The organism is Mycobacterium sp. P4_H6 (assembly GCF_056400845.1).
The window spans coordinates 1-26,681 of the sequence record NZ_JBFUKN010000022.1 but is presented as its reverse complement, the minus strand read 5'-3'; the positions used below and the strand labels follow the sequence as shown (position 1 = coordinate 26,681).

Genomic DNA, 26,681 nt, shown 5'->3' with positions numbered 1-26,681 from the left:
CATGACGGCAGTGACACGAACAGAAAGCGACCTGAAGCAGCTGGCCGAGCGCGGTGCCGCTGAGCTGGCCGATGCCGGTCCCGAGGAACTCCTGCGCTGGACCGACGAGAACTTCGGCGGTAACTACATCGTGGCGTCCAACATGCAGGACGGCGTGCTCGTCGAGATGGCCGCCAAGGTGCGCCCCGGCGTGGACGTCCTGTTCCTGGACACGGGCTATCACTTCGCCGAGACCATCGGCACCCGCGACGCGGTCGAGGCCGTCTACGGGGTGCATGTGGTGAATGTCTCCCCGGAGAACACCGTGGCGCGCCAGGACGAGCTGCACGGCAAGGATCTCTTCGCCCGCGACGCCGCGGCGTGCTGCCGGATGCGCAAGGTCGAGCCGCTGGGCAAGTCGCTTCGCGGTTACTCGGCGTGGGTGACCGGCATCCGGCGGGTCGAGGCCCCGACCCGCGCGAACGCGCCGCTGATCAGTTGGGACGCCGCGTTCGGACTGGTGAAGATCAACCCGATCGCCGCCTGGACCGACGAGGACATGCAGGCCTACATCGACGCCAACGGCATCCTGGTCAATCCGCTGGTCTACGAGGGCTACCCGTCGATCGGGTGCGCCCCGTGCACCAGCAAGCCGGTCGAGGGCGCCGATCCGCGCAGCGGCCGGTGGGCCGGCCAGGCGAAGACGGAATGCGGACTGCACGCGTCATGAGTCCGGCGGTGCTGCCGCCGGTCCTGGTCCTCACCGCCCACGGCAGCGCCGATCCCCGCTCGGCGGTGACCGTGCGTGCGGTGGCCGACACCATCCGCAGGCTGCGGCCGGACCTCGAGGTGGTGCCCGCGTTCTGCGAGCAGACCGCGCCCAACCTGGTCGACGTGCTGCGCGCTGTCGGTGACCGCGCGGTCGTCACTCCCCTGCTGCTGGCCGACGCCTTTCACGCACGCACCGACATCCCGGCCATGATCGCCGACAGTGGTGTGCATGCACGGCAGGCGCAGGTACTCGGCGAGGACGACCAGCTCCTGGCGGTGCTGCGCCGACGGATCGCCGAAGCCGGTGTGTCCGCGCAGGATTCGAATGTCGGGGTGATCGTGACCGCGGTCGGGTCCTCGCGCCCGGCGGCCAATGCCCGCACCTCGACGGTGGCGCAGGCGGTCGCGATCGGCACCCGGTGGATCGGTACGACCACCGCGTTCGCCACCGGACCGAAACCGTCGCTGGCCGCCGCCGCGCAGCGCCTGCAGCTGCTCGGCGCCGAACGTATCGTGATCGCGCCGTGGTTCCTGGCGCACGGCAAGATCACCGACCGGGTCGCCGAATTTGCTGCGGCCCAAGGCATTCCGATGGCATCCCCACTCGGGGCGCACCGCCTGGTGGCCGAGACGGTGCTGGACCGCTTCGACGCGGCGCTCGCACTTTCCGCCGCCGCCTGACCCAGCCCCACCCAGACGTCACACCGCCGGGATAGTGCGCGCCATTCAAATAATGGTTACTATCTGAATATGGCCTCCGATGAGAAATCGCGGCGACTCACCCGCGCCGAGAGCAAAGAGCAGACCCGGCGGCGGCTTCTCGATGCCGCCGCGCAGGTGTTCGCGCACCGCGGATACACCGCCGCCTCGGTCGAGGAGATCGCCGAGTCGGCGGGCTACTCCGTCGGCGCGGTCTACTCGAACTTCACCAACAAGGAACAACTCTTCGCCACGCTGATGACCGACCGCGCCGTCGACCGGATGAGTGAGGTGGCCCAGGCCATCCGCGACGCGCGAGCCGAAGAGGCGGACCCCATGCGCGCACTGGGCGCCATGCTGATCGCCATGGCGGACAAGGAGATCGACGTCGCCGTGCTGCGCACCGAGTTCTGGCTGCACGCGGTCCGCAATCCCGAACTCATGCGGATCGAGGCGGCATCCTCGGCGAAGACCCTGGAAGCGGTGCGCGGCATCCTCACCGAGATGCTGGACCGCAACGGCGTCGACGTCGAGGCGATCTCCATCGACGATTTCGCCACCACCACCCTCGCCATGTTCGGCGGCCTGATCCGGCAACGCCGCATCGAACCGGAACGCGTCACCGAGGAGATGTTCGGCCAGGCCCTGCGCTGGCAGATCGCCGGCATGCCCCGCAAGACGGAAGAGACCCGCTGACATGGAATGGATCGGCAACATCGGGCTGTATGCGATCCCGGCGTTCCTGCTGCTGCTGGGTATCGAGTTCCTCGGCGACCACCTGGAGCGCCGCCGCGAGCGTCGCGCCGGAGGTACCACGGAAAGCCCTCGGCGCGTGGGTTTCTCCGCCCGCGATACGTTCGCCAGCCTGGGCGTCTACGGGCTGGGCCGATTCGCCAACCTGGTCGAGGACTTCATCCAGCTGCCCATCGTGGTGCTCGCCGCGATGCTGGCCCCGATCTCACTGTCCGCATCGGACTGGTGGGTGTGGGTGCTGGCCGTCATCGGGGCCGACCTCGGCTACTACGCCCAGCACCGGATGCAGCACCGGGTGCGGCTGTTCTGGGCGGCGCACAGCGTGCACCACTCCAGTCAGCACTTCAACATGTCCACCGCGGTGCGGTTGCCGTGGCTGATTCCGGGACGCTTCCTGACATCGGTGGTCTACATTCCGCTCGCACTGATCGGCGTGCCGGTGTGGATGATCTTCCTCTCGCAGGCGATCGTGCTGCTGTTCCAATATCCGCTGCACACCGAACGCATCGGAAAGCTGCACCCAGCAATCGAATTCGTCTTCAACACACCATCACACCACCGGGTGCACCACGGCTCCAACAACCCCTACCTGGACAAGAACTACGGTGGCATCCTGATCATCTGGGACCGGCTGTTCAACAGCTACGCCCACGAGGCCGAGCAGGTCCGCTACGGGTTGACCCACAACATCGACACCTACAACCCCATCAAGGTGAATTTCCACGAGTTCGCCCTGATGGTCCGCGACGTGTGGCGGGCCAAGACCTGGCGGGCGCGGGTCGGCTATCTGCTGCAGCCGCCCGGATGGACCGAGACGACGCCGGCTGCGTCCCCGCAGGAACTTGCAAGCACAAGTAACTGAGGGGCTGCTCGCCTAATCTGACGCCATGAGGTTCGACGAGTACCGCAGTCATGACGCCACCGGTCTGGCGAAGTTGGTCGCCGACAAGCAGATATCGGCCGCCGAACTGCTGACGCTGGCCCGGGAGCGCGCAGCGGAGGTCAACCCGAAGATCAACGCCATCGTCCGCGATGTCCCCGCCACACCGTCGGACGATCTGACCGGACCGTTCGCCGGTGTGCCGTTCCTCATCAAGGACCTCGCCCAGGACTATGCCGGGCTACCCAGCTCCGCGGGCTCGCGGTCCCTGGCCGGCACTCCCGCCGCCGAGCACGCCACGGTGGTGCAGCGCTGGATCGACGCCGGGCTGGTGATCTTCGGCAAGACCAACCTGCCCGAGTTCGGCGCCAAGGCGATATCCGAACCGGTGCTCTGGGGGCCCGCCCGCAACCCGTGGGACCTCGACCGGACACCCGGTGGCTCCTCGGGCGGTTCGGCGGCCGCGGTCGCCGCCGGCATCGTCCCGTGCGCGGGCGCCAACGACGGTGGCGGCTCGACCCGTATCCCGGCCGCCTGCTGCGGACTGGTCGGTCTCAAACCCGGCCGCGGGGTCACGCCGATGGGTCCCGGCCACTCGGAATCCATGCACGGCGCCGCGGTCCAGGGCGTGGTGTCCCGCACCGTCCGCGACACCGCGGCCATGTTCGACGTCATCGCCGGCGGCGAACCGTTCGGGCCCTACACCCCGGCGCCGGCCGAGGCGGCGTACGCCTCCGTCGTCGGGCAGGATCCAGGCACGCTGCGGATCGGTGTCCGGGTGCCCTCGGCGATCACGCCGCAACCGCATCGCGAGGCGTACGCGGCGGTCGATACGGCCATCCGGGTGCTGACCGATCTCGGTCACCACGTCGAGGAACTCCCCACCGCACCGTTCGACGACGCCCAGCTGGCCCGCGAGTTCCTGCTGACCTGGTTCGTCTACGTCGCGTGGGAGGTCGACGAGGCCAAACGCCTGTCCGGTGCGGGCGATGACGCCTTCGAACGCGACACCCTCATCATGGCCGCGTTGGGGCGGGCGACCAGCAGCGTCGCCTACGTCGACGCGGTGCAGCGCCGCCACGAACACACCCGCAGGCTGAGCGCCTACTTCGAGAATTATGACCTGCTGCTCACGCCCACCCTGGCGACCCCGCCGCCCAGGATCGGCGAATTCGAGCTGCCCGCCGCCCTGGCGCGCGGAGCCGACCTGCTGCTGCGGACCCGGACCGCAAAGCTGTTGCGCCACACCACGATCGTCGACGACATGGTCGACAAGAATCTCGGCTGGGTGCCCTATACGCAGCTGGCCAACCTCACCGGACGCCCGGCGATCAGCCTGCCCCTGCACTGGACCACCGACGGGCTTCCACTCGGCGTCCAGTTCGTGGCGCCGCTGGCCGGTGAGGCCCTGCTGATCCGGCTGGCCGCCCAGCTCGAGGAGGCGCTGCCGTGGGCCGACCGGGTGGCACCCTGCTAGGTGAGTGCCTCGGCGCGCACCTCGGCGCTCTGCAGTTCCCCGGCGATCGGCGGCACCCGGGTGGCCCGCACGTACACCGTGTCGCCGGCCCGCAGGCCGAGCGCCTCGGCGTCGCCGCGGGTGATCTGGGCGGTGAAGGGCGTGCCGTTGACCGCGCTGGTGAGTTCCACCCGCACCTCGAAGCCCAGCGTCACGATCCGGTCGATGACGGCCTTGGTCACCCCAGTCGTCTCGGCGGTGCCGTCGCCCGCGGCGATGGCCATGTCCGGGTTGCGCCCGACCCGGATGTCGTGCGGGCGCACCAGGATTCCGTTGAGCAGCGACACGGTGCCGAGGAAGGACATCACGAACGGATTGGCCGGCGAGTCGTAGACCTCGGTCGGTGAGCCCACCTGTTCGATGCGGCCCTTGTTGAGCACCGCGATCCGGTCGGCCACGTCGAGCGCCTCGGCCTGATCGTGGGTGACCAGCACCGTGGTGACGTGGACTTCGTCGTGCAGCCGGCGCAGCCAGGCCCGCAGATCCTCACGGACCTTGGCGTCCAGCGCACCGAACGGCTCGTCGAGCAGCAGCACCTCGGGGTCGACGGCCAGGGCGCGGGCCAGCGCCATGCGCTGACGCTGCCCGCCGGACAGCTGGGCCGGGTAGCGGTTCTGGAATCCGGCCAGACCGACCACCTCGAGCAGGTTGTCGACCTTTTCCTTGATCTCACTCTTGGGCTTCTTGCGGATCGCCAGGCCGAACGCGACGTTGTCGCGGACCGTGAGGTGCTTGAACGCGGCGTAGTGCTGGAAGACGAAACCGATACCGCGCTTCTGCGGCGGTACACCCGTCACATCGCGTCCGTTGATGGTGATCGACCCGGTATCGGGCTGATCCAGGCCGGCGATGGCACGCAGCAGTGTCGACTTACCCGAGCCGCTGGGTCCCAGCAGCGCCGTCAGCGAGCCCTTGGGCACCACGAAGTCGATGTTGTCCAGGGCCGCGAACTCGCCGTAATGCTTGTTCGCGCCGGTCACCGAAATGGCGGTTTCGCTCATCTCTGATCTCCTTCAGTCCTCAGTCTTGACACGCGAACGCTGGACGTCAAACAAAATCTGGGCCACCAGCACGATGAGCGCCACCGCCATCAGCACCACCGAAATGGTGTAGGCCCCGTACGGGTTACCCAGGGTGTAGCGGTCGTGCACCAGCAGGGTCAGCGTCTGCGACTGGCCGGGCAGGTTGGACGACACCATCAACACCGCACCGAACTCGCCGAGCGTGCGCGCAACCGTGAGCACCACCCCGTAGGTCAGGCCCCACCGGATCGACGGCAAGGTGATCCGCCAGAACGTCTGCCACCAGTTGGCGCCCAGGGTGGCCGCCGCTTCCTCCTGGTCGGTACCCACCTCATGCAGCACCGGCTCGACTTCCCGGATGACGAACGGGATCGTGACGAACAGGCTGGCCAGCACGATGCCCGGGAAGCCGAAGATGATCTTGAAGCCCCAGCTGTTCTCCACGAAGCCGAACAGTCCGGCACTGCCCCACAGCACGATGAGCGCGACACCGATGACCACCGGCGACACCGCGAAGGGCAGATCGATCGCGGCCTGTAACGCGTTCTTGCCGCGGAACTTCCGCCGCGCCAGCACGATGGCCGTCGGCACACCGAAGATGACGTTCAGCGGCACCACGATGGCTACCACCAGCAGCGACAGCGACAGGGCGGACTGCGCAGCGGGTGTGGAGATGGAGGCAACGAACTCCCCCAGCCCGGGCGCGAGTGCGCGCCACAGGATCGCGCCCAACGGGACGACCAGCAGCGCGAAAATGTACAGCGATGCGATGACCCGCAGGATCAGCCGGGTGGAACGGGACAGCGTCATCGGGCCGACTCCTCCCGTTTGGCCGCCCGCGCACCGAAGTACCGCAGGACGAACAGCACCACGAACGAGATCAGCAGCAGCACGATCGAGATGGCCGCCGCACCGACCCGGTCATCGTTCTCGATGAGGGTCCGGATCCACTGCGAGGACACCTCGGTCTCGCCGGGAATGGCCCCGCCGATCAGCACGATGGAACCGAACTCTCCGATCGCCCGGGAGAACGCCAGCCCCGCACCCGACAGCAGTGACGGGGCGAGCGCGGGCAGGATGACCTTCAGGAAGATCGTCGCGCTGTTGGCGCCCAGCGAGGCCGCCGCCTCCTCGACCTCGCGGTCGAGTTCCAGCAGCACCGGCTGCACGGCGCGGACCACGAACGGCAGCGTCACGAAGGCCAGTGCCAGCGCCACACCCCACGAGGTGTGCTGGATGTGGATGCCCACCGGGCTGCCGGGTCCGTACAGCGAGAGCAGCACCAGGCTGGCCACGATGGTGGGCAGCGCGAACGGCAGATCGATGATGGCGTCCACCACGCGTTTGAGCGGGAAGTCGTCGCGGACCAGGACCCAGGCGATCAGCAGTCCGAAGATCACGTTGACCACCGTGACGCCGATCGAGATGGTCAGCGTCACCCGGAACGACGCGAGCGCCGACGGCGAGCTCACCGCCGACCAGAACGCGCTCCAGCCGCCCTCGGCCGAGGTCAGCACGATGGCAGCCAGGGGCAGCAGCACGATCAGCGAGAGCCACAACACGGCCACCCCGACCTGCAGGGTGGCTGCGTTGGCCCGCCGCGGTAACCGCCGCCGCGCAGACGGGTCGCCCGGAGAAAGCTCCGGGCGACTCGCCTCGGGGTTGGTGCTAACCGTCATGCGCGATCCGCTTCGCTTCTCGCTGTCGTCGTCTAACCGGTGGCCTGCTTGTAGATCTTGGTGACCTCGCCGTTCTCCTTGTCGAACAGCTGGCCGTCGACCTTGGACCAGCCACCGAGATCTGCGATGGTCCACAGCTTCTCCGGTGCCGGGAACTTGTCGGCGAACTCGGCGGCGACCGTGGGATCGACGGGCCGGAAACCGGCCTCGGCCCACACCTTCTGCGCCTCCGGGGTGTACTGGAAGTTCACGAACTCGGTGGCCTTGTCCAGGTGCTTGCTGGTGTTGACGACGGCGACCGGGTTCTCGATCTTGAAGGTCTGCGGGGGCGTCACGTACTCCAGGTCGTAGTGCAGTGCCTCGTTCTCATAGGCGAGCAGCACATCGCCGGTGCCCTGCCGGAAGACGTCGGTGGCCTCGCGGCCCGAACCGGGACGCAGCTTGACGTGCTGGCTGACCAGTTCCTGCACGAACGCGATACCCGCGGCGTGATCCTGGCCGCCGTTGCTCTTGGCCGCGTACGGCGCCAGCAGGTTCCACTTCGCCGAGCCCGAGCTCAGCGGGCTGGGCGTGATGACCTCCACGCCGGGCTTGAGCAGGTCATCCCAGTCGCGGATGTTCTTGGGGTTGCCCTCGCGGACGGCCAGGCTGACCACAGACCCAAACGGCACGCCCTTCTGGACACCGGAGTTCCAGTCCTCGTCGACCAGTCCGGCCTTCACCAGCCGGGTGATGTCGGGTTCGACGGAGAAGTTGACGACATCGGCGGGCTTACCGGACTCCACGCCGCGGGACTGATCGCCCGACGCGCCATAGGACGCGGTGACACCGACGCCCTTGCCCTCTTCGGTACCGGCGAACACCGGTCCGACCTTCGACCAGCCCGGTTCCGGCACCGCGTAGGCCACCAGGGTCAGCGTGGTGTCGGCGTCGGCAGAGTTCCCCTCACCGGCGACATCGCTGGCACCGCCGCCACACGCTGCGACGAGCGTGGTGGACAGCGCAAGAGCGGTGAGCGCGCTCCAGCGTTTGGTGGAGGTGAGGATGTTGCGCATTGAGAACCTTTCCGGGGCGGGATACGGGGCGGGGCTGCCCGTGCATACGGAAGGGTGATGGATCAGTGCGCGACGCAATCAGGTGCCGCTACCAACGCCAAACCGCAGACGGGTGTGGTGTCAGCGACAACAACAGACATCAGCAACAGCGGAAAAACCCACGGCAATGAGGGCCAAGATATGGCCGCTCTTGTTGCCGGTCGCTGCGTGCATGGCCGGAAGAGTACCAGAATTGACGAAGACTGCCTGATGGGGGCACATGGTCCGGGCTGTCGCGGTGATCGACGAACTCAGCGCGCCAGCAGCCACATGATGACCACCAGGACCAGCAGGGCGACCAGCGCCAGCGTCACCCGCGACCGCGGCATCTGGTTCACAAAGGCTCCTCGTTCTTGTGCAGCGCCCGGCGTAGCAGCCGGATGCCGTTTCCGAGCGCGCCGTCCAGGACCACGGCGATCCCATAGGCCAACACCAGCACGACCGGCATCACGACCGCGGTTTGGGCAACGAAACCGAGCCCGGACAGCCACAGCTCGACGCCGTCCCACCAGCTCAGGAATCCACCCACGAGAACCACAGTAGTGCGGCCGCATTCGGTGCCACCATGTAGTCATGTCCACCGGATGCGTGATCGTCGGCGGCGGGCCGGCCGGGATGATGCTGGGCCTGCTGCTGGCCAGGGCCGGAGTCGACGTCACCGTGATGGAAAAGCATGCCGATTTCCTGCGCGATTTCCGCGGCGACACCGTGCACGCCAGCACCCTGCGCCTGCTCGACGAACTCGGGCTCGGTGATCGCTTCGCCGCGCTACCGCACCGGCTGATCGAATCGCTGCGGCTCTCGGTGCAGGGAGTCCCGGTCGAGGTCGACCTGCGCCACCTGCCCGGCGCACACCAACACATAGCGCTGGTGCCGCAATGGGATTTCCTGGAGTTGCTCGCCCGAGCGGCGCAACAGGAGCCGACCTTCACGCTGCTGCGCCACAGCGAGGTGCTCGGGCCGCTGCGCCAGTCCGGCCGGGTGTGCGGCGTGCGCTACCGCGATGAGCACGGCACCGAACGCGAGCTCCATGCCCCGCTGACGGTGGCCTGCGACGGCCGGGATTCGACACTGAGATCGACAATGGGATTGGTGCCCAGGAGTTTTGGCGCCCCGATGGATGTGTGGTGGTTCCGGGTGCCGCGCACCGAGGCCGACCCGGCAGGCCTTGCCGGCGCGATGGGGGCCGGCCACGTGGTGGCCATGATCGACCGCGGCGACTATTTCCAGTGCGCGTTCGTCATCCCGAAGGGATCCGATCAGCGGCTGCGCTCCGAGGGTATCGAGTCACTGCACCGGCGGGTCACCGCGGTGGTGCCCTGGATCGCCGACCGGATCGACTCGGTCACCTCCTTCGATGACGTGAAACTGCTTGATGTGCAGTTGAATCGGTTGAGGCGCTGGTACGCCGACGGGTTGTTGTTCATCGGTGACGCCGCACACGCGATGTCACCGGTCGGTGGGGTGGGCATCAATCTGGCGGTCGCCGACGCCGTGGCGGCCGCTCGCCTGCTCGCCGCCCCGTTGCGTTCCGGTGCGGTGACGACGCGCCAGCTGCGGCGCGTGCAGATTCGCAGGTGGCTGCCCACCGCGCTGGTGCAGGCCGCGCAGAAGACCGTGCACAACCGGGTGATCGCCGTCGCAGTCACCGAGGGCGCCCCGGTGCAGGCACCGGCCGCCGTGCGTGTGGTCGGCCGGGTTCCGCTGCTGCGCAGGATCATCGGTTACGGCGTGGCGATCGGCCCGTTACCGGAGCACATACCGGCGTTCGCCCGGCGCTGACACCTGGGTCCCGGCGACTAGACGGCGGCGGATTCTGCACCCATGATGGGCGACATGGTTCTGGAACACACCAAGCACGATCCGACGCCGACGCCGTTCACGGCATCGGCTCCCATCGCCTACGCCCCGTCCGGAGCCCTGCGAAATCCGTTCCCGCCCATTGCGGATTACGCGTTCCTGTCCGACTGCGAGAACACCTGCCTGGTCTCGTCGGCGGGAGCAGTGGAATGGATGTGCGTGCCTCGCCCCGATTCGCCCAGCGTCTTCGGCGCCATCCTGGACCGTGGCGCCGGTCACTTCAAGTTGAGCCCGTACGGCGTCTCGGTGCCCTCGGCGCGGCGTTACCTGCCCGGCAGTCTCATCATGGAGACCACCTGGCAGACCCATACCGGCTGGATGATCGTGCGGGACGCGCTGGTGATGGGTCCCTGGCACGACACCGAGACGCGCTCACGCACCCACCGCCGCACCCCCACCGACTGGGATGCCGAACACATCCTGCTGCGCACCGTGCGCTGCGTCAGCGGCACCGTCGAGTTGGTGATGAGCTGCGAGCCGAACTTCGACTACGGCCGCAGTCCGGCCACCTGGGAGTACTCCTCCTCGGCCTACGGGGAGGCGATCGCGCGCGCCAGGAAGGATCCCGAGGCCAATCCGACGCTGCGGCTGACCACCAACCTGCGCATCGGCCTGGAGGGCCACGAGGCCCGCGCCCGCACCCGGCTCACCGAGGGCGACAAGGTGTTCGTGGCACTGAGCTGGTCCAAACACCCTGCGCCGCAGAATTTCGAAGAGGCCGCGGACAAGATGTGGAAGACCAGTGAGTCGTGGCGGCAGTGGATCAACATCGGTGACTTCCCCGACCATCCGTGGCGGGCCTACCTGCAGCGCAGCGCGCTGACGCTGAAGGGCCTGGTGTACTCCCCGACCGGCGCCCTGCTGGCGGCCAGCAGCACGTCGCTGCCGGAAACCCCTCAGGGAGAACGCAACTGGGACTACCGCTATTCGTGGATACGTGATTCCACCTTCGCGCTGTGGGGTCTGTACACGCTCGGGCTGGACCGTGAGGCCGACGATTTCTTCTCGTTCATCGCCGACGTGTCCGGGGCCACCAACGGCGATCGGCACCCGCTGCAGGTGATGTACGGCGTGGGTGGGGAACGCAGCCTGGTCGAAGAGGAACTGCACCACCTGTCCGGCTATGACAACTCCCGGCCTGTACGGATCGGCAACGGCGCGTACAACCAGATGCAGCACGACATCTGGGGCACCATGCTGGATTCGGTGTATCTGCATGCCAAGTCGCGTGAGCAGATGCCCGAGGCGCTGTGGCCGATCCTGAAGAATCAGGTCGAGGAGGCCATCAAGCACTGGCGCGAACCCGACCGCGGCATCTGGGAGGTGCGCGGCGAACCGCAGCACTTCACCTCCAGCAAGATCATGTGCTGGGTGGCGCTGGACCGCGGGGCCAAACTGGCCGAGCTGCAGGGTGAGAAGAGCTACGCCCAGCAGTGGGGCAAGATCGCCGAGGAGATCCAGGCCGACATCCTGGCCCACGGCGTGGACGCCCGCGGCGTGTTGACCCAGCGCTACGGCGACGACGCACTCGATGCGTCCCTGCTGCTCGCGGTGCTCACCCGGTTCCTGCCGTCTGACGATCCGCGCATTCGGGCCACCGTGCTGGCCATCGCCGAGGAACTCACCGAGGACGGGCTGGTGCTGCGCTACCGGACCGACGAGACCGATGACGGCCTGTCCGGCGAGGAGGGCACCTTCACCATCTGTTCGTTCTGGCTGGTGTCCGCGCTGGTCGAGATCGGTGAGGTCAGCCGGGCCAAACGGTTGTGCGAGCGGCTGCTGTCGTTCGCCAGCCCGCTGCACCTCTACGCCGAGGAGATCGAGCCCCGCACCGGACGCCACCTGGGCAACTTCCCGCAGGCGTTCACCCACCTGGCGCTGATCAACGCGGTGGTGCACGTCATCCGCGCCGAGGAAGAGGCCGACAGCACCGGCGTCTTCCAGCCCGCGAACGCGCCGGCCTGACAGGTCGGATCAGCGCGCCGCGAGCGTGATCTCGAAGTCGATGACGGTCGGTGCGGGCGTGGCCAGTGCGACCGGCGTCAGCCGCTCATCGTCATGGGCCACGCCGGTGATGACCCGCCCGCCGAAGCCGTCACCGGCGGCGGGAATGCTCGCGGTGATCGTCACGGGCGCGCCCGGCAGCTGCCCGCGCAGATAGATGTCGCTCCCGGGGGTCACCGGCCAGGTGATCGGCGCACCGTCGGCGTCGACGATCGTTCCGGCGGATGCGGTCAGCGCGGCGGCATCGGTGGCGTGAAATCCGAACGGGCCGGCGATGCCCGCGGCGTCGACGACGGCGCGGTCGGCCGTCAGCCGTGGCACCACGGTGAGCCGGCGCGCCGCGCGCGCGCCGGCGACCAGGTGGTCATACAACGCGACTACCCGCTCGGCGTTGCGGTAGCGACGAGCCCCGTGCAGCGTGAACGTCACCTCGTCGATGTCGACTCCCTTGCCGAGGCACGCCTCGGAACCCAACTGCAGGCGATAGAAACGGTAGCCGCGCTGCGCCCGGCCGGGCCGGGCCTCCGACGTGGTGGTGCCGTAGCCGAGGCTGCGCCGGTGGCGACCCCGACCGGCGGGCACATTGAGACCCGAGGCCGCGACATCGCGCCACCGCACGCCGTCCACCGACTTCTGCAACACCAGCGAGACGGCCGTCTCGGCACCCAATTGCACTGTATAGCTGGCTATTTGGGGCTCACCGTCGAATTCGAAGGTGATGCTGCCCGGCGCTGCGACGGTGGACACCGGAACGTCGAGTGGGCGGTTGTCCAACTCCAGACCGTTGGTGAAATGCCAGATGGCGGCCTGGGTGGCGGCGATCGCCTCATGGTCGGCAAGGTGCGCCTGCCCGCTCAGATGCCCGGCGGCGCGCACCCGGCGGCTCAACTCGGCGGTGCCCAGCGTCGGGAACGAATTACGGATGATCCAGTCCACCTCCGCCTCGTACGCACGGGCCGACGCATTGGGCACCGCGGACCAGTTGGCCGGCCGGTACCGCGACGGCCGGGTCGGCGCCACGCCCGCGAAATCCAGCGAATATGCGTCGATATTCGGGTTGAGCCGGATGAGATCGGTGCGGGCGGTGCTGCCGTCGGCGAACACCACGGTGTCCACCGTCGACGAGTAGGTACCGCCGCGGTACCTCGTCATCCGGGGGATGTCAGCGGTGCGGCGCACCGAGCGGCGAACCGTGACCGGGATGCGGGCGGGGGTGTGCAGAGCAAGAGCAGGCATTGCAATTGGCTTTCTGAAGGCTGTGAGCAGCGCGTATTCCGCACACCGCCAGAGAAGGGCGGGCAGAAACGCAGAGGGCCGGCGTCAGAAAATCAACAACAACAACAATGCATCACGAGGCAGCGCGCGAATGCGGCGCGCTGAGATCCGTCGTGAGCCATGCGGCCACCATACGTCAAGTCCGCCGAAACACCAGCCCGAGCGCTTTCGGTTCGCGGTGCGCGCTAAGGCTGTGCCGATCGTTTTCAGGCCGTATCGTGGCCGCCGCACCACACAACAGAAACCCGTCGGAGGTAGCACCATGACGTCTGCCCAGAACGAATCTCAGGCGCTTGGCGATGCCGCTGCACGGCAACTCGCCAACGCCACGAAGACCGTTCCCCAGCTCTCCACCATCACCCCGCGCTTCCTCCTGCACCTGCTCAGCTGGGTGCCCGTCGAGGCCGGTATCTACCGGGTGAACCGGGTCGTCAACCCCGACCGGGTGGCGATCCATGCGGATGAGGGCGCAGGCACCGACGACCCGCTGCCCGAGACCTACGTCGACTACGAGACGAGCCCGCGCGAGTACACGCTGCGGTCCATCTCCACCCTGCTCGATGTGCACACCCGGGTCTCGGACCTCTACTCCAGCCCGCACGACCAGGTTGCCCAGCAGCTGCGGCTGACCATCGAAACGATCAAGGAACGCCAGGAATCCGAACTGGTGAACAACCCGGAGTACGGCCTGCTCTCGCAGGTCACCCCGGAGCAGACCATCCAGACCCTCGGCGGCACCCCCACCCCCGACGATCTCGATTCGCTGATCACCAAGGTGTGGAAGACGCCGGCCTTCTTCCTGACCAACCCGCTCGGGGTGGCCGCGTTCGGCCGGGAAGCGACCCGGCGCGGTGTGCCGCCGCCAGTGGTCAGCCTGTTCGGCGCCCAGTTCATCACCTGGCGTGGCATCCCGATCGTGCCCTCGGACAAGGTGCCCGTGATCGACGGCAAGACGAAGTTCATCCTGGTCCGTACCGGCGAGGAACGCCAGGGCGTGGTCGGCCTGTTCCAGCCCGGCCTGGTCGGCGAGCAGGCGCCGGGTCTGTCGGTGCGGTTCACCGGCATCAACCGGTCGGCCATCGCGTCCTACCTGGTCACGCTGTATTCGTCGCTGGCCGTGCTGACCGACGATGCGCTGGCGGTCCTCGAGGACGTCGGAGTGGACCACTTCCATGAGTACAAGTGAGCACGAGTACCGCTCGCTGGATGCCGAAAGTGACCTGCCGATAAGCGAAGCCGAACTGTCGGCGCTGGCCTCCCAGCTGTTCGCGACGAGCATCCGGCCCGGTCCGGACAGCCCGCCGGCGACCACCCAGGTGGCCCCGCGCGGCGTGGCCCCGGACGTCACGACGGCGACCTCCGCGGGTTCCACCGCCGCGGGCGCCGCCCATCCGGGCACCCCGGCCCAATTCGTGTCGGTACCGGAGGTCAACATTCCGGCACCGACTTCGCCTGGGCCCGAAGGCATTCCGCCGGGCGTCGCTGCGGTGGCGCCGCGCGGGAACGCCGCGAGTCCGGTGTCGCCGTTCGGTGGCCTGGAGGCGTTCGCGGTCCCGAAGGGGCTCGTGCCGACAGCACCGGGTGTGTTGGCGGCTCCGCCGTCCGCTCCCCCGTCGCCGCATGGGTCGGCACCCACCTGGCCGGGAACCGTGCCCGATGTCCCGCATCTGGGGTGGACGGGTGCCGCGCCCGCGTCGCAGGACGGCGACAGCTACTACTTCCTGTCCGGCCCGGAGAACGCTTCCCCGCCCGTGCCGAAGCTGCGCGATGACCACGAGATCTTCGATGTCGACGCAATCCGCGCCGACTTCCCGATCCTGCGCGAGACCGTCAACGGCAAACCGCTGATCTGGTTCGACAACGCGGCGACCACCCAGAAGCCGCAGGCGGTGATCGACCGGTTGGCGTACTTCTATGCGCACGAGAATTCGAACATCCATCGGGCGGCGCACGAGCTGGCGGCGCGGGCCACCGACGCGTACGAGGATGCCCGCGAAGCGGTGCGCCGGTTCATCGGGGCACCGAAGACCGAGCAGATCATCTTCGTGCGCGGCACCACCGAGGCGATCAACCTGGTGGCGTACTCGTGGGGTGGCAAGCATCTGGGTCCCGGCGACGAGATCGTCATCACTCACCTGGAGCACCACGCCAACATCGTTCCCTGGCAACTGCTTTCGCAGCGCACCGGAGCGGTGCTGAAGGTGGCCCCGGTCGACGACGCCGGCAACCTGCTGCTGGGCGAGTTCGAGAAACTGCTCGGGCCCAGGACGAAGCTGGTCGCCGCCACGCAGGTCTCCAATGCGCTGGGCACGGTCACCCCGGTGGAGAAGATCGTCGAACTCGGGCACCGCTACGGCGCCCGGGTGCTCATCGACGGCGCCCAGTCGATACCGCACATCCCGATCGATGTGCAGTCGCTCGGGGCGGACTTCTTCGTGTTCTCCGGGCACAAGATCTTCGGGCCCACCGGGATCGGCGTGCTCTACGGCACCGAGGACGCACTCGAGGAGACCCCACCATGGCAGGGCGGCGGCAACATGATCGCCGACGTCACGCTGGATCGTGCCATCTACCAAGGCATCCCGAACAAGTTCGAGGCCGGCACCGGCAACATCGCCGACGCCGTCGGGCTGGGTGAGGCGATTCGGTACGTGGAGAAGATCGGGATCGAACGCATCGCCGCCCACGAGCACGCCCTGCTGGAGTACGCCACGCCGCGGTTGGCCGCCATTCCCGGGGTCCGGCTCGTCGGGACCGCCGAGGAGAAGGCCAGCGTGCTGTCCTTCGTGCTGGCCGGCCACGAACCCCTGGAGGTCGGCAAGGCACTCAACGCCGAGGGCATCGCGGTGCGGGCCGGGCATCACTGCGCCCAGCCGATCCTGCGCCGTCTGGGCTTGGAGGCCACGGTGCGGCCGTCGTTCGCGTTCTACAACACGTTCGACGAGATCGACGTGTTCATCGACGCGGTCCGCCGCATCGCGGAGGGCTCTGCCTGACCTCTGGCCATTTGCGTCTGCTCGCGCCAAAGTATCGGCGGGCAGACCGGTGGCGCGCACCATTGGCGGCATGAGTTATCGCGCCGGAGAACACACATCGCGTCGGGAGATCGACGTCGCCGTCGGCATTCTGGTCGGGTTGCGTGGCTGCTCGGAGCAGGCGGCGTTCGAGGAACTCGTCGAGGTGGTCAACCACACCGGAATCGGCATCGGCGGGATCGCCACCGGACTGGCGGCGCTGGCCCGCGGCGCGTCCTCGGGCGGCCATGACGAGGCCTTCGCCGCATGGGGAGACCTGATCGGCCGCCGTCGCGCGGTGTCCGTCCCCGCCGCATCCTGATGGCGGCACCCGAACCCGTCGTGCTCAACGCATTCTCGATGGATGCCGTCTCGCACGTGAACTACGGATTGTGGCGGCACCCCCGGGATCAGACGCATCGCTACAACACCATCGAATACTGGACCGAACTCGCCCGCATCCTCGACGACGGCCGGTTCGACACCCTGTTCATCGCCGATGCCCTCGGGCTGCTTGACACCCACGGTGGCAACGCCGACGCCTCGCTGCGCACCGGCACCCAGTCGCCGGTGAGCGACCCGCTGCTGCTGGTGTCGGCCATGGCGGCGAGCACATCGCACCTGGGATTCGGGATCACCGTGTCCACCACCTATGAGCATCCCTATCTGCTGGCCCGCAAGTTCAGCACGCTGGATCACCTGACCAGGGGCCGGGTCGCGTGGAACGTGGTGACCTCGCAGCTGGAGAGCGCCGCGCGAAACCTGGGCTTGGACCGCCAGATCCCGCACGACGAACGCTACGAGCGCGCCGACGAGTTCCTCGATGTCACCTACAAGCTGTGGGAGGGCTCCTGGGAGGACGATGCCGTCGTGCGGGACCACGCCCGCGACGTCTACACCGACCCGGCCAAGGTGCACGGAATAGGGCATCACGGACGGTTTTTCACCGTCCCCGACGCCCATCTGTCCGAGCCGAGTCCGCAACGCACCCCGGTGCTCTTCCAGGCCGGCGGTTCCCCGCGCGGTCAACTGTTCGCCGCCCGGCACGCCGAGACGGTGTTCGTCGCCGGGGCCGATGCACCCGGCATTCGACGCAACGTGGACGCCATCAGATCGCTGGCCGCCGAGCAGGGCCGCGACCCCGGTTCACTGAAATTCGTCAGCGCGCTGTCGGTGGTGGTGGACGACACCGAGGCCGGCGCGCGGGCCAAACTCGCCGACTATCAGCGCTATTTCAGCGTCGAGGGTGCGCTGGCCCACTACTCGGCCAGCACCGGGGTGGATTTCTCCGGCCAGGACCTGGACAGCCCGATCGGCCACCATCACACCGACTCGAACCGCTCGCTGCTGAGCATGTTCGCCGGCGCCGACCGGAACTGGACACTGCGCCAGGCCCTGGCGCCCGAAACCGGCTTCGGCCGGTCCCACACGCTGGTGGGCACCCCGGGCGCCGTGACCGACGAGCTCGAGACCTGGCTCGCCGACACCGGTACCGACGGCATCAATCTCATCCACATCGTCAACCCGGACAGCTACCGGGACTTCGCCGAACTCGTTGTCCCCGAATTGGACCGGCGCGGCCGGTTGCGACCCAGACCGACCGGGCACGCCACTCTGCGCGAACGCCTGTACGGGCACACCCGGGTGCGCGACGACCACCCGGCCGCCCGGTACCGCGACGCACTCGAGGTACGGTCGCGCCGGTGAGCGGCGAGACACCTGACATCCGGGTACTGACCACCGATGACGAACTCATCGAGGCGGGCAACATCTTCCGCACCGCGATGATCGGCTTCCCGCCGCTGAACGAACAGCAGCGTGGCCTGATCGGCAAGCTCCTGGAGCCCGGCCGCACCCTCGGCGTCTTCGTCGACGGCCGGCTGGCCGCCACCTCCGATTCCACCACCAGCACCCTCACCCTGCCCGGCGGGGCGAAGGTCAGTCATGCCGCGGTCACCCACGTCGGGGTGCTGCCCTCCTACACCCGCCGCGGGATCGCCCGCGAACTGCTGCGCCACCAGCTGCGCGATATCGCCGACCGCGGTGAGGTGGTGGCCTCACTGCGGGCGTCCGAAGCCACCATCTACGAGCGATTCGGCTACGCGGTCGCCAGTAGCACGGCCACCATCGAGGTCCGCACCGACCGGGCGGGCCTGCGTCCCGGGGTTGCGCCGGGTGGCCCGGTGCGGCTCATCGACCCGGGTCGGGAATGGGATGTGCTGCCGCGGATCTATGCGGCCAACCGTGGCAATCGCGCCGGCACGATCGACCGCAATGCCGCCTGGTGGCTGAACCAGCAGCTGCGGGCCGAGGCGAGCCCGGCCGCCAGATACGTTGCGGTGCAAGGACCTGCCGGGGACGAGACCGGATTCGTGCGCTACCACCCGGTCGACACGGACGCCTGGTTCGTCAGCGACCAGCGCACCGTCGTCGTCGATGATCTCTTCGCCCCCTCCGAAGAGGCCTACCTGGGACTGTTGCGTTTCCTGCTCGATCTCGATCTGGTGGACCGCCTGGTGTTCAGCCTCGCCCCGGTCGACGACCCGCTGCCGTGGCTGCTGCACGACCGGCGCGCGGCTCAGGTCACCGGACTGCGGGACGAGACCTGGCTGCGGGTGATCGATGTGGCCGCCGCCCTGGGCAAACGCAGCTACGCCGGGACCGGCACCGTCACCGTGCGCATCGAGGACCCGGTGCTGACCCGGAACACCGCGACCTACCTGATCTCTGCGGAGGGGTCCGAGATCACCACTGCCCCCGCCGATCTGGAGGCGGACGTCGCGGCGCTGGGGGCTGCACTGCTGGGCGGCACCCGGTGGAGGGATCTGGCGTTGGCCGGCCTGGTGCGGGTACGCAACGCGGCGGCGCTCGCGGCCGCCGATGAGCTGTTCACGGTGGCGCAGGCACCGCATTCCGGCATTTATTTCTGAGTCGGAGAATAACTTCCGGCTGAGCCAAACCGGTGGCCGCGCAGGCTGGTTGGCGGATCATGGTTCCCATGATGGTGCGCGATGGCTCTGTTTGAGATCACTGAACTCGCCGTCACCCTGCACACCGGAAACCGGGCCACCGGCCGGCGAGCCGTGCGGGCCGTCGAGTCCTTCAGCTTCACCGTCGAGGACGGGCAGACACTGGCCATCGTCGGGGAATCCGGCTCCGGCAAGAGCGTCTCGCTGCTCGCGGCCACCCGGTTGCTCGGCCCGGATGCCGATGTTTCGGGCGCGGTGCGCTTCCGGGACCGCGACCTGCTGGCGTTGAGCCCGCGGGAACTGCGACGCACACTGGGCAAGGACATCGGTTTCGTCTTCCAGGATCCGCAGAGCAATCTGCATCCGTTCAAGACCATCGGCGCACAGATCGACGAAGTGCTGCGCATCCACCGCTACGGTGACCGGCGGGCCCGTCGCCGCCGGGTCATCGAGTTGCTCGACGAAGTCGGCATCGCCGACCCGGAGGCCGCGCACGGCAGCTACCCGGCCGAATTCTCCGGCGGGATGCGCCAGCGGGTGATGATCGCCATCGCGATCGCGCTCAACCCCGCGCTGATCATCGCCGATGAGCCCACCACCGCACTCGATGTCAGTGTGCAGGCCGGCATCCTGCGTCTGCTCAGCCGTCTGCAGCGCGATCATGGCACCGCCATCGTGTTCGTCAGCCACGATCTCGGTGTCGTGCACCAGATCGCGGACACTGTCGCCGTGGTGCGCGACGGCAGGGTCGTCGAGCAGGGCCCACGGGACCGGATCTTTCACTCCCCGCGGGAGGACTACACCCGCGAACTGTTGGCGGCGTCCCGGTTGCATGACGTCACCACGGTCGCGCGACGGTCGCCCGTGGAGCGCGCGCCGTTGTTACAGGTGACCGGGCTGCGCAAGTCCTACCGGGACCGCACGCGCGCAGAGCGCCGGACCGTCATCGACCAGTTGGACTTCACCATCGGCCGCGGCGAGATCGTGGGCCTGGTCGGCGAATCCGGCTCCGGCAAGTCGACGGTGGGCCGGATCGTGGCCGGCCTGCAGTACGCCGACGCCGGGGACATCACGCTGGCCGGTGCCCGCTACCCGACCGGGGTACACGACGGCGTACCGCCGCTGGACAGGGCCACCCGCCGCGCGGTGCAACTGGTGTTCCAGGACCCGTACTCCAGCCTCAACCCGCGCCGTACCGTGGCGCGATCGCTGGCCGAGCCGCTGCTCGCCCAGGGGGTGAACCGCGCACAGATCGGCCCGAAGGTCGCCGAAGCGGCCGATGCCGCCCGGCTGCCCGGCATCCTGATGGACCGCCATCCCGCCGAACTGTCCGGCGGACAACGCCAACGGGTGGCCATCGCCCGCGCGCTGGTGCTGTCCCCGCAATTGATCGTGGCCGACGAAGCGCTGTCTTCCCTGGATGTCACAACCCAGGCCGAGATCATCGAACTCATCGGTCGCCTCGTCGGCGAGCACCAGACCGCGTTTCTGTTCATCACCCACGACCTGGGGGTGGTGTCCTCGATCGCCGAGCGCGTCATCGTGCTGGGCCCCGACGGTGTCGAGGAAACCGGTGACACCGCAGACGTTTTCACCGCACCACAATCGGCATACACCCGTACGCTGCTGGACACGGTACCCCGGGTGCAGGCGCACGCCTCATGAGTCAGCTGTTGATGCGGCCCGCCGCCGGGCCGCCCCCGCTCGCCTGTGGCCGGCTGCGATCCTTCTTCGCCGATCCCGGCCTGGTCGCCGGTTCGGCGCTGGTCGCCTTCGTGGTGCTGGCCGCGCTGGCCGCACCGGTGATCGCCGCCCTGGTCGGGCACGGACCCAACGACCAGTTCCCCGACGAAACCCTCGACGCGGCAGGGCTGCCCATCACCGGGGGGAACGGTTTCCTGCTGGGCGCCGACGGCAGCGGCCGCGATGTCTTCATCCGGACCCTCTACGGTGCCCGGGTCTCACTGGGGATCGGGATCCCGGCGACCACCATCGCCATGCTGGTCGGCGTCCTCGTCGGTCTGGTCGGCGGCTACTTCGGCGGCCGCATCGACGCCGTGCTCTCGGAGGTCACCAATATCGCCCTGGCGTTCCCGTTCCTGGTGACCGCGCTGAGCGTGGTCACCCTGAACCGGGGCACCGCGGGCAGCACGCTGATCGATCCCGTCTTCGTGGTGATCGGCGTCGTGGCGCTGTTCTCCTGGACGTATTTCGCCCGCCTGGTGCGCAATTCGGTGATCGAGATCAAGTCCAAACCCTTTGTGCTGGCGGCCGTCGGGGCCGGCAGCTCGCACACCAGGGTGATCGTCCGGGAGATCCTGCCCAATATCGCGCCGACGGTCATCATCTACTGGGCCGTGCAACTGCCGATCAACATCATCGCCGAGGCGTCGCTGTCCTATCTCGGGGTCGGCATCAAGGCGCCGACACCCAGCTGGGGCACCATGATCGCCAACGCGCAGGATTCCGCGCTGTACCAGCCGCAGCCACTGATGCTCATTGCCCCCGCCACCGCGCTGTTCATCACCGTCCTCGGCTTCAACGTGCTGAGCACCCGGCTGCGCAGCCGTTTCGATCCGGGGTCGGTCGGCTGACATGACCCAGACCCGCTTCATCGCCTGGCGGATGTCCCGGATGAGTCTGACCGTGTTCGCGGTCGTGCTGATCACCTTCGGGCTCACCAAGATCGCCTACCAGAATCCGGGCCGCATGCTGGCGCCGGAGAACGCCACCCAGGAGACCGTCGACGCGATCACCCGCAGCCTGCACCTCGACGACCCCTGGTATATACAGCTGTGGCACTACGTCGTGCACGGCCCGGAGATTAAAGGCACCGCGAGCGGTCTGTTGAATTGGCCGCCGAGCCTGGGCTATTCGTACCGCGAGCAGCGTCCGGTCACCGGGCTGATCCTGGAGAAGCTACCCGTCACGGTCAGCCTGGCGGTCGGCGCCCTGGTGGCCTGGGTCGCGTTGTCGGTGCTGTTCGGCGTGTACGCCGCGCGACGCCCCGGCGGCTGGTTCGACACCGTCACCTCCGGGATCTCCTATCTGTTCCTGTCGGTGCCGACCTTCGTCACCGGCGTCATCCTGCTGTTCGTCTGCTACTACCAGCTGTCCCTGGCCGGGGTGAAGTTCTTCCCCAGCGGCGGCTACGTGGCGCTCACCACGTCGCCGACGGAATGGGCGCGCCACCTCCTGCTGCCGTGGCTGACGCTGGTGATCGCCCAGGTCGGCCTGTTCCAACGCGTGGTACGCGCCTCGGTCCTGGAGGTCGCCGGCAAGGACTACATCCGCACGGCACGCGCGAAAGGCGTCGGCCCACAAGGGGTGTACTTCGATCATGCGCTGTCGGCGGCGCTGAATCCGATTCTCACCCTCGGGGCCATCGAATTCGCCTCGATCCTCGGCGGTGCGATCATCACCGAACAGATCTTCGGCCTTGACGGTGTCGGACGGCTGGCCGTCAGTGCCGCCAACAGCGGCGACGCCCCCGTGGTCATCGGCTGCACCCTGCTGGGCGCGGTCATCTTCGTCGTCGCCACCTCGGTCGTCGACATCATCACCCACGCCCGCAGCGGCAAGTAAAGGAGCGTCACCGTGAGAATGTCCAAACGGTCCATCGTCGCCGTCGCGGCGGCCGCCATGCTGGCGGTCGCCGGCTGCGGCACCGGCGCCGAACAGCCGACCCCGACCGACCCGGCCCAATTGACCGGCGGGACCCTGAAGGTCGCCTCGGTGGGCGATGTCGACGCACTCGATCCGCTGATCGCGTACTCCGCGGAATCCTGGCAGGTGATCCGGGCCACCACCCGCCAGCTGGTCACCTATGCCGGCAACAAGGAGAGCATCGGCGCCGACACCGAGGTGGTGCCCGACCTCGCCGAGAGCTGGGATATCAGCCCGGACCGCAAGACCTACACCTTCCACCTGCGTGACGACATCAACTTCTCCGGGGCCAGCACCCGGCCCATCACCGCACAGGACTTCGTCTACGCGGTGAAGCGTTTCCCGGACCCCAACGCACAGGTGAGCGCCATCACCTATTACAACGCGCTGTTCGAGGGCTTCACCGAATACTCCGACGAGTTCGCCAAGGTGCCCACCGGGGATCTCGGGGCGGTCAAGAACTTCATCGACACCCACGAGATCACTGGGCTGAAGGCACTGGACGACAAGACGTTACAGCTCACCCTCACCCAGCCGGCCAGCGACATCCTGGACATCCTGACGCTGAACTTCGTCACCCCACTGCCCGAGGAGGTGGTGTCGAAGTACTACGCCGACAGCCTGGAGTTCCGCAAGAACTACGTCTCCAGCGGCCCCTACTTCATCGAGTCCTACGACCCGGGCAAGCAACTGACGCTGGCCAAGGTTCCCGGCTACAACGCCGAGGGCGATCCCCGAAAGGCGTACGCCGACAAGATCGTCTTCGACACCACGGTGGCCTCCCCCGACGCCGCCTCCCAGCAGCTGCAGACCGGCACTGCCGACATCGCGCTGTACGTCCGCGCCTACCCGGCCAATGTGATCGCACAGTACAAGCAGACCGATCCCGATCACCTGCACAAATCGGCCAGCGGCTCGGCGATCTTCGTCAGCTGGAACAACCCGGCCGAACCCAAGACGCCCGCCCAGGAGGCGTTCAAGGATCTCAAGGTGCGCCAGGCTTTCAACTACGCGCTGAACCGTGCCGACGTGGTGCGCGGGTTGGGTGGCCCGGACGCCGCGATTCCCAGCAACGAGATCCTGACCTCCACGATCGTGGGCTACAACGACGAGAACCTTTATCCCACACCCGAAGACAAGGGTGATCCGGAGAAGGCGAAGGCATTGCTCGCCGAGGCCGGGAAGCCGAATCTGACCGTGAACGTGGCCTACCGGACGACCCCCGAGTTCGAGAAGATCGCCACGTCGGTGCAGGCCGCGGCGAAGCGGGCAGGTATCGACGTCAAACTGACACCCATCCCGGGTGACGGCTGGGGCGCGTTCAGCTCATTCCTTGCCGACAAGTCCAAACTGGATCAGTGGGATCTGGCGATCACCAACTGGACCCCGGACTGGCAGGGCAATAGCGCCCGGATGACGTTGGGCGGCTGGCTGGATTCGGAGTTCGCGCCGGGTGGCACCTGGAACGGGGTGACCTACGACAACCCCGAACTCAATGCCGCAGTGACGCGGGCGTTCGCCGCCGAAGACCCGAAGGCGGATTGGCAGCAGGCCAACCGGATCGCCACCGAAGACCTGGCGTGGTTCCCGCTGATCGAGCGGGTGAAATCGGTGCCCACCTCCGATCGGGTGGTCAACTGGACCTGGCAGTCACTCGGCAACAGCGGCGATATCACCAATATCGCGGTCACCGGGTAGCTCCGCTCCGTCGAGCCGATCCCCCGCCACCTAGAAAGGCGGGGGGTCGGCCTCCTGGTACGCACGGTTGAGCGCCCTCTCGTGGGCTATTCGGTAGGCGCGGTTCTGCGCTCGGGTGCGGGAGCGTTTCGGTGCGGCGAGTGCTCGGTGCGGGCTCGCCGTCGGCATGGTGGTCGGCCACAGTTCGGCCGTGCGCACCGCGAACTGCGGGAAGAACAGGGCGCCGTCGGGCGTGGTCGTGTACACACGACCATTGGGAGCGGTGATCGTGATGGTCCCGTCGGGATGCTGCTGATCGGTCCAGCCGCCAGGACCACAGTGGAAAGTCTTGATCAGGTGGTGAATTCGGCAATACAGCTTCGTGTTTGACGGATGGGTCGGCCCGTAGGGCCACGGCACGGTGTGGTCGATATCGCATCGTCCGACCGGGACGTTGCATCCGGGCCAGCGACACGTCAGATCACGGCACCCGGTGAAGTCGGCGAGCTTGCGCGAGGGTTGGTAGCCGCCCTCGATGCCGAGATCGGCCGCGATGGGCAGGGGCCGCACCTCGGCGTGCGGGACCATCTCCTGGATCTGCTCGGCGTGCACGACGCCGTACCCGGGGATCAGCGCCGCCTTTGGCGATGCGCCGGTCACCGTTGCCTGTTCGGCGAGCACATGGATCACGATGTGTCCCTTGGATACCTCGTTGTCTGCGGCCGGGCAATCCTCGCGTCCGCAGAGGCACGGGATGCTCTTTGCGCCGAGGCTCAGCGGCTCGACGGCATCGGCGCGGCGCTCCTGAAACGACCGCGGGTCATCCGGGCACACCGTGCGCGCCAAGGCATCGAGGCCCTGATCGAAGACTGCACCCTTGGCGGCATCGACGCGGCCGTGAATCTCGACCATGCCGTCGCCGACCGGTTCGACAGTGATCCCACGCTGCTTCCGCGCCTGCCGTGCCCGCCGTACGGCCTCGGGGTCCACGTCGACGATCATCCAGTCGACCAGCTCGGCGATCCGCTCATCGGACAACGCATTCCACGAGGGTGCCGCCTCGGCCAATTGCGCATCGATGACCGACATGACGTCGTCATCGGTGATCAGGGCGGTGCGGTGCAGGATGACCCGCAACACCCGCAGATCCACCGCGCCGGTGGCGAAGACCGCGGCGAAGGCCGGCAGCCGGGTGAGCAGGTCGCGACCCTGGGTGATCAGGGTGCAGGCCCGGCCGCGGCTGATCCCGAGCTCGGCACCCAGCTCGGCGGCGACCAACTCCCAGTCATCGACGATGAGATCCTCGAACGCGTGACCCAGCTCGGCCATCCTGGCCTGCGCAAACTTGCCGGCCTCGATCACCTTGAGCGCAACGGCCTGACGTTCGGCCCGTAGTTGATCGCGGGTGGCATCAAGGTGGGAGGCGACACCCCGGGTCTCGAACATGTGTTCGATTATGCCAGCCGGGTCCGACACATTATCTTGTGATGTATCAGGACATCGGTGACAGTTGTGCATCAGGACATCGGTGACACTTCGAGGGGTCTTGGTGGTGACACTTCTGCACCGAAGCTGCGGGGGTGGCTGTCAATGAACCCATCGATCCTCGTGTCCGCCTCGCGATCTCGCAGTGGCCCGATGACGCGCCCCGTGGAGCGGTCTCGACGTTCTGTGCCGAGCATGACATCTCACGAAAGTCGTTCTACGAGTTACGCAAACGAGCAAAGACCGAAGGGCCGGCTGCGGTTCTCGAACCTCGGACACGCCGACCGAAGTCGAGCCCTTCGACGCTGAGCGATGACGTCAAAGCCCGCGCCGTGGCC

The 26,681-nt window shown here is 67.8% G+C and carries 25 protein-coding genes; 17 read left to right on the top strand and 8 right to left on the bottom strand.

Annotation, left to right across the window (positions count from 1 at the left end):
- Window position 1 precedes the first annotated feature (1 nt).
- The 5 genes from AC1DTF_RS11690 to AC1DTF_RS11670 all read left to right on the top strand — a co-directional run bounded on the left by AC1DTF_RS11690 (window position 2) and on the right by AC1DTF_RS11670 (window position 4,559).
- The gene (locus tag AC1DTF_RS11690; RefSeq protein ID WP_477474172.1) at window positions 2-709 is read left to right on the top strand and encodes a phosphoadenylyl-sulfate reductase; all 708 of its coding nucleotides are present in this window, start codon (window positions 2-4) and stop codon (window positions 707-709) included.
- Window positions 688-1,431 (top strand): sirohydrochlorin chelatase, encoded by a 744-nt coding sequence (locus tag AC1DTF_RS11685; protein WP_057169680.1) that lies wholly within the window; start codon window positions 688-690, stop codon window positions 1,429-1,431. Before AC1DTF_RS11690 ends, AC1DTF_RS11685 begins: the two co-directional genes overlap by 22 nt.
- A gap of 69 nt (window positions 1,432-1,500) precedes the next feature.
- Window positions 1,501-2,145: a TetR/AcrR family transcriptional regulator gene (locus tag AC1DTF_RS11680; RefSeq protein WP_477474171.1), complete on the top strand. Its 645-nt coding sequence runs from the start codon at window positions 1,501-1,503 to the stop codon at window positions 2,143-2,145.
- A 1-nt stretch (window position 2,146) separates the two neighbouring features.
- Window positions 2,147-3,064 (top strand): sterol desaturase family protein, encoded by a 918-nt coding sequence (locus AC1DTF_RS11675; protein ID WP_477474170.1) that lies wholly within the window; start codon window positions 2,147-2,149, stop codon window positions 3,062-3,064.
- 25 nt (window positions 3,065-3,089) lie between these two features.
- A complete protein-coding gene (locus AC1DTF_RS11670) occupies window positions 3,090-4,559 on the top strand; it encodes an amidase (RefSeq protein WP_477474169.1) in 1,470 nt (489 codons plus the stop codon).
- Here AC1DTF_RS11670 and AC1DTF_RS11665 read toward each other — a convergent pair.
- The 6 genes from AC1DTF_RS11665 to AC1DTF_RS11640 form a co-directional block, all read right to left on the bottom strand.
- Window positions 4,556-5,599 carry a sulfate/molybdate ABC transporter ATP-binding protein gene (locus AC1DTF_RS11665; RefSeq protein WP_477474168.1) on the bottom strand — a complete coding sequence of 348 codons (1,044 nt, stop codon included), beginning with the start codon at window positions 5,597-5,599 and terminating at the stop codon, window positions 4,556-4,558. The genes AC1DTF_RS11670 and AC1DTF_RS11665 overlap by 4 nt on opposite strands.
- A 12-nt stretch (window positions 5,600-5,611) precedes the next feature.
- Entirely contained in the window at window positions 5,612-6,430 is an 819-nt protein-coding gene (gene cysW, locus AC1DTF_RS11660) for a sulfate ABC transporter permease subunit CysW (RefSeq protein WP_477474167.1), read from the bottom strand.
- Entirely contained in the window at window positions 6,427-7,299 is an 873-nt protein-coding gene (cysT, locus tag AC1DTF_RS11655) for a sulfate ABC transporter permease subunit CysT (protein WP_057169674.1), read from the bottom strand. The genes cysW and cysT overlap by 4 nt, the downstream gene beginning before the upstream one ends.
- A 32-nt stretch (window positions 7,300-7,331) precedes the next feature.
- Window positions 7,332-8,354: a sulfate ABC transporter substrate-binding protein gene (locus tag AC1DTF_RS11650; RefSeq protein ID WP_057169673.1), complete on the bottom strand. Its 1,023-nt coding sequence runs from the start codon at window positions 8,352-8,354 to the stop codon at window positions 7,332-7,334.
- Between the two features lie 120 nt (window positions 8,355-8,474).
- Window positions 8,475-8,567: an Ms4533A family Cys-rich leader peptide gene (locus tag AC1DTF_RS11645; RefSeq protein WP_369320892.1), complete on the bottom strand. Its 93-nt coding sequence runs from the start codon at window positions 8,565-8,567 to the stop codon at window positions 8,475-8,477.
- A 160-nt stretch (window positions 8,568-8,727) separates the two neighbouring features.
- On the bottom strand, window positions 8,728-8,922 hold the full coding sequence (locus AC1DTF_RS11640) for a hypothetical protein (RefSeq protein ID WP_477474166.1): 195 nt from the start codon (window positions 8,920-8,922) through the stop codon (window positions 8,728-8,730).
- Window positions 8,923-8,966: 44 nt separating this feature from the next.
- Between AC1DTF_RS11640 and AC1DTF_RS11635 the strand changes: the two genes are divergently transcribed.
- Both AC1DTF_RS11635 and AC1DTF_RS11630 read left to right on the top strand, forming a co-directional pair.
- The gene (locus AC1DTF_RS11635) at window positions 8,967-10,175 is read left to right on the top strand and encodes an FAD-dependent oxidoreductase (protein ID WP_477474165.1); all 1,209 of its coding nucleotides are present in this window, start codon (window positions 8,967-8,969) and stop codon (window positions 10,173-10,175) included.
- Window positions 10,176-10,229: 54 nt separating this feature from the next.
- Window positions 10,230-12,218 carry a glycoside hydrolase family 15 protein gene (locus tag AC1DTF_RS11630; RefSeq protein WP_477474164.1) on the top strand — a complete coding sequence of 663 codons (1,989 nt, stop codon included), beginning with the start codon at window positions 10,230-10,232 and terminating at the stop codon, window positions 12,216-12,218.
- A 9-nt stretch (window positions 12,219-12,227) separates the two neighbouring features.
- Here AC1DTF_RS11630 and AC1DTF_RS11625 read toward each other — a convergent pair whose 3' ends face one another.
- Window positions 12,228-13,493 (bottom strand): thioester domain-containing protein, encoded by a 1,266-nt coding sequence (locus AC1DTF_RS11625; RefSeq protein WP_477474163.1) that lies wholly within the window; start codon window positions 13,491-13,493, stop codon window positions 12,228-12,230.
- Between the two features lie 301 nt (window positions 13,494-13,794).
- On the opposite strand from AC1DTF_RS11625, the gene AC1DTF_RS11620 reads away from it, so the two are divergent.
- From AC1DTF_RS11620 to AC1DTF_RS11580, 9 genes are all read left to right on the top strand, one after another.
- Entirely contained in the window at window positions 13,795-14,718 is a 924-nt protein-coding gene (locus AC1DTF_RS11620; protein WP_477474162.1) for a family 2A encapsulin nanocompartment shell protein, read from the top strand.
- On the top strand, window positions 14,705-16,528 hold the full coding sequence (locus AC1DTF_RS11615; protein WP_477474161.1) for a family 2A encapsulin nanocompartment cargo protein cysteine desulfurase: 1,824 nt from the start codon (window positions 14,705-14,707) through the stop codon (window positions 16,526-16,528). The genes AC1DTF_RS11620 and AC1DTF_RS11615 overlap by 14 nt, the downstream gene beginning before the upstream one ends.
- A gap of 70 nt (window positions 16,529-16,598) precedes the next feature.
- Window positions 16,599-16,868 carry an ANTAR domain-containing protein gene (locus tag AC1DTF_RS11610; protein WP_057169667.1) on the top strand — a complete coding sequence of 90 codons (270 nt, stop codon included), beginning with the start codon at window positions 16,599-16,601 and terminating at the stop codon, window positions 16,866-16,868.
- Window positions 16,868-18,253 (top strand): LLM class flavin-dependent oxidoreductase, encoded by a 1,386-nt coding sequence (locus tag AC1DTF_RS11605; RefSeq protein WP_477474199.1) that lies wholly within the window; start codon window positions 16,868-16,870, stop codon window positions 18,251-18,253. Before AC1DTF_RS11610 ends, AC1DTF_RS11605 begins: the two co-directional genes overlap by 1 nt.
- Window positions 18,250-19,476 (top strand): GNAT family N-acetyltransferase, encoded by a 1,227-nt coding sequence (locus AC1DTF_RS11600; RefSeq protein WP_477474160.1) that lies wholly within the window; start codon window positions 18,250-18,252, stop codon window positions 19,474-19,476. Before AC1DTF_RS11605 ends, AC1DTF_RS11600 begins: the two co-directional genes overlap by 4 nt.
- 81 nt (window positions 19,477-19,557) lie before the next feature.
- Window positions 19,558-21,180, top strand: coding sequence for a dipeptide ABC transporter ATP-binding protein (locus AC1DTF_RS11595; protein WP_477474159.1), 1,623 nt, complete (start codon window positions 19,558-19,560; stop codon window positions 21,178-21,180).
- Window positions 21,177-22,109, top strand: coding sequence for an ABC transporter permease (locus AC1DTF_RS11590; protein ID WP_477474158.1), 933 nt, complete (start codon window positions 21,177-21,179; stop codon window positions 22,107-22,109). The genes AC1DTF_RS11595 and AC1DTF_RS11590 overlap by 4 nt, the downstream gene beginning before the upstream one ends.
- Before the next feature lies 1 nt (window position 22,110).
- Window positions 22,111-23,100: an ABC transporter permease gene (locus AC1DTF_RS11585; protein WP_477474157.1), complete on the top strand. Its 990-nt coding sequence runs from the start codon at window positions 22,111-22,113 to the stop codon at window positions 23,098-23,100.
- Between the two features lie 18 nt (window positions 23,101-23,118).
- Window positions 23,119-24,879 (top strand): ABC transporter substrate-binding protein, encoded by a 1,761-nt coding sequence (locus tag AC1DTF_RS11580; protein WP_477474198.1) that lies wholly within the window; start codon window positions 23,119-23,121, stop codon window positions 24,877-24,879.
- Between the two features lie 30 nt (window positions 24,880-24,909).
- Here the strand turns inward: AC1DTF_RS11580 and AC1DTF_RS11575 are convergent, their stop codons facing one another.
- Window positions 24,910-26,304 (bottom strand): HNH endonuclease signature motif containing protein, encoded by a 1,395-nt coding sequence (locus tag AC1DTF_RS11575; RefSeq protein ID WP_477474156.1) that lies wholly within the window; start codon window positions 26,302-26,304, stop codon window positions 24,910-24,912.
- 152 nt (window positions 26,305-26,456) lie between these two features.
- On the opposite strand from AC1DTF_RS11575, the gene AC1DTF_RS11570 reads away from it, so the two are divergent.
- Window positions 26,457-26,681, top strand: a 225-nt coding sequence (locus AC1DTF_RS11570; RefSeq protein ID WP_477474197.1) for a helix-turn-helix domain-containing protein, incomplete at its 3' end; no start/stop codon positions are given.